2 protein-coding genes and 1 pseudogene are annotated in these 3374 nt (G+C 59.7%); all 3 read right to left on the minus strand.

Translation table 11 applies throughout. From position 1 onward, the window contains the following. Window positions 1-99 precede the first annotated feature (99 nt). Window positions 100-1776 (minus strand): 30S ribosomal protein S1, encoded by a 1677-nt coding sequence (gene rpsA, locus APH36_RS03800; RefSeq protein WP_003252673.1) that lies wholly within the window; start codon window positions 1774-1776, stop codon window positions 100-102. A gap of 124 nt (window positions 1777-1900) precedes the next feature. Then, a complete protein-coding gene (cmk, locus tag APH36_RS03805; RefSeq protein WP_060497551.1) occupies window positions 1901-2587 on the minus strand; it encodes a (d)CMP kinase in 687 nt (228 codons plus the stop codon). Beyond that, a pseudogene (locus tag APH36_RS03810) lies at window positions 2584-3374 on the minus strand (bifunctional prephenate dehydrogenase/3-phosphoshikimate 1-carboxyvinyltransferase); the annotation flags it as partial. The gene cmk and the pseudogene APH36_RS03810, both read right to left, overlap by 4 nt.

Here is a 3374-nt window from a genome sequence, read left to right on the forward strand (position 1 = left end):
GCGCAACACCGCAAAACCAACGGCGAACACCACAAAACAAAACCAAATCCAAAAAAAAGGGCGACCCGAGGGTCGCCCTTTTTACCGATCAAACAGAACTCAGTTCTGCTTGGCCATTGCTTCGCGCAGCAGCGCAGCCATGGTGGTGTCGGCAGCCGCTTCCGGAGCGTTTTTCAGGCTCTGGATGGCTTCGCGCTCTTCAGCGTCGTCTTTCGATTTGATCGACAGGCTGATAACGCGGGACTTGCGGTCAACGCTGATGATCTTGGCTTCGATCTCTTCGCCTTCCTTCAGAACGTTACGCGCGTCTTCAACGCGGTCACGGCTGATTTCGGAAGCTTTCAGAGTGGCTTCGATGTCGTCGGCCAGGGTGACGATGGCGCCTTTGGCGTCAACTTCTTTCACGATGCCCTTGACGATAGCGCCCTTGTCATTGACAGCAACGAAGTTGGAGAACGGATCGTCTTCCAGCTGCTTGATGCCCAGGGAGATGCGCTCGCGCTCTGGGTCGACCGACAGGATGACGGTTTCCAGCTCGTCGCCCTTCTTGAAACGACGTACGGCTTCTTCGCCGGTTTCGTTCCAGGAGATGTCGGACAGGTGAACCAGGCCGTCGATGCCGCCGTCCAGACCGATGAAGATACCGAAGTCGGTGATCGACTTGATGGTACCGGTGATCTTGTCACCCTTGTTGAACTGGCCGGAGAAGTCTTCCCATGGGTTGGACTTGCACTGCTTGATGCCCAGGGAGATACGACGACGCTCTTCGTCGATGTCCAGAACCATGACTTCCACTTCGTCGCCAACCTGAACGACTTTCGACGGGTGGATGTTCTTGTTGGTCCAGTCCATTTCGGAAACGTGTACCAGGCCTTCAACGCCTTCTTCCAGCTCAGCGAAGCAGCCGTAGTCGGTCAGGTTGGTAACGCGAGCTTGTACACGAGTACCTTCTGGGTAACGGGCAGTGATAGCTACCCACGGATCTTCGCCCATTTGCTTCAGACCCAGCGAAACGCGGTTGCGCTCGCGGTCGAACTTCAGAACGCGTACGTCGACTTCGTCGCCAACGTTAACGATTTCCGATGGGTGCTTGATGCGCTTCCAGGCCATGTCGGTGATGTGCAGCAGGCCGTCGATACCGCCCAGGTCCACGAATGCGCCGTAGTCGGTGAGGTTCTTGACGATACCTTTGACTTGCTGGCCTTCCTGCAGGGTTTCCAGCAGGGCTTCGCGCTCGGCGGAGTTCTCGGCTTCCAGCACGCTGCGACGGGAAACGACAACGTTGTTGCGCTTCTGGTCCAGCTTGATGACCTTGAATTCCAGCTCTTTGCCTTCCAGGTGGGTGGTGTCGCGCACTGGGCGGACATCAACCAGGGAGCCCGGCAGGAACGCACGGATGCCGTTAACGTCGACAGTGAAGCCGCCCTTAACCTTACCGTTGATAACGCCCTTGACCACTTCTTCGGCGGCGAAAGCTGCTTCCAGAACAATCCAGCACTCGGCGCGCTTGGCTTTTTCACGGGACAGTTTGGTTTCGCCAAAGCCGTCTTCGACCGCGTCCAGCGCAACGTGCACTTCGTCACCGACCTTGATGGTCAGCTCGCCAGCTTCGTTGTAGAACTGCTCGAGCGGGATGACGCCCTCGGACTTCAGGCCAGCGTGTACGGTAACCCAGTCGCCGTCGATGTCGACAACGATACCGGTGATGATCGCACCCGGCTGAAGATTGAGGGTTTTCAGGCTTTCTTCAAAGAGTTCTGCAAAGCTTTCGCTCATTTTAATTCCTGTAAATTCGGGCGAAACAAACGCCCCTCGCCACATTCCAGACAATGTGGGTCTGTTTTAAGTAAAGGAAAGCCGGCAGGACGTTGACTGGTGCCCCTGCCTGCTCTCCTGGCTATCAGAGGAGGTCGCGCTGGGCGATCTCGCTCCTGATACGTTGCAACACCTGCTCGATGGACAACTCGGTAGAGTCCAACTGAATGGCATCGACCGCTGGTTTCAGCGGGGCCACTGCACGTTGGGTGTCGCGCTCATCACGCGCACGAATCTCATCCAGCAGACTCGACAGACTAACATCTTCACCCTTGCCCTTCAACTGCAGGTAGCGACGACGTGCACGCTCCTCCGCGCTGGCGGTAAGGAAGACCTTCAACGGCGCGTCGGGGAACACCACGGTACCCATGTCGCGACCGTCGGCGATCAGCCCCGGCGCCTCGCGGAACTCACGCTGACGCACCAGCAATGCATCACGCACCGCCGGCAGCGAAGCCACCATCGACGCACCCGCACCTACCGTTTCGGTACGGATGACGTTGCTGACGTCCTCACCCTCAAGGATGATCTGCTGCAGCTTACCGGGCTCGGCAGCGATGAACTGCACATCCAGATGGGCGGCAAGCTTGGTCAGCAACTCTTCGTTGGTGAGATCGACGCCGTGATTGCTGGCATTGAACGCCAGCAAGCGGTACAACGCGCCCGAGTCCAGCAGCTTCCAGCCCAGATCGCGGGCCAGCAGGCCGGCGACCGTGCCCTTGCCCGAGCCGCTAGGCCCGTCGATGGTGATGACCGGTGCCAGCGAATTCACGACTTGCCCTCTTCCGCCACGCGGATACCCACTTCGGCACACAGCGCCAGGAAGTTGGGGAACGAGGTGGCGACGTTGGCGCAGTCATGGATGCGGATGGGCGCGCTGGCGCGCAGCGAGGCCACGCTGAAAGCCATGGCAATGCGGTGATCACCGTGACCATGCACTTCGCCCCCACCCAACTGGCCACCGTCGATGATGATGCCGTCCGGAGTAGGCTCACACTTGATGCCCAAGGTGATCAGGCCGTCAGCCATCACCTGGATACGGTCGGATTCCTTCACCCGCAGCTCTTCGGCGCCACGCAGCACGGTACGTCCTTCGGCGCAGGCGGCGGCCACGAACAGCACCGGGAACTCGTCGATGGCCAGCGGTACCAGTTCTTCCGGGATATCAATACCCTTGAGTTTGGCGCCACGCACACGCAGATCAGCCACCGGCTCGCCGCCGACTTCACGCTGGTTTTCCAGGGTAATGTCGCCGCCCATCAGGCGCAGGATGTCGATCACGCCGGTACGGGTCGGGTTGATGCCCACGTGCTCCAGCACCAGCTCGGAGCCTTCAGCGATCGAAGCTGCCACCAGGAAGAACGCTGCCGAGGAAATGTCGGCCGGCACTTCGATGCGGGTAGCGGTGAGTTTGCCACCGGACTGCAGCGAGGCAACCGGGCCGTTCGACTCGACCGCATAGCCAAAGCCGCGCAGCATCCGCTCGGTGTGGTCACGGGTTGGCGCAGGTTCGGTGACGGTGGTCTTGCCTTCGGCGTACAGGCCGGCCAGCAACAGGC

It is taken from the genome of Pseudomonas sp. NBRC 111133 (genome assembly GCF_001320605.1).
Lineage (GTDB): Bacteria > Pseudomonadota > Gammaproteobacteria > Pseudomonadales > Pseudomonadaceae > Aquipseudomonas > Aquipseudomonas monteilii.

Bases quoted from the DNA above. Each gene is read 5' to 3' on its own strand.
- rpsA (WP_003252673.1), bottom strand. From the start codon at position 1,776: ATGAGCGAAAGCTTTGCAGAACTCTTTGAAGAAAGCCTGAAAACCCTC.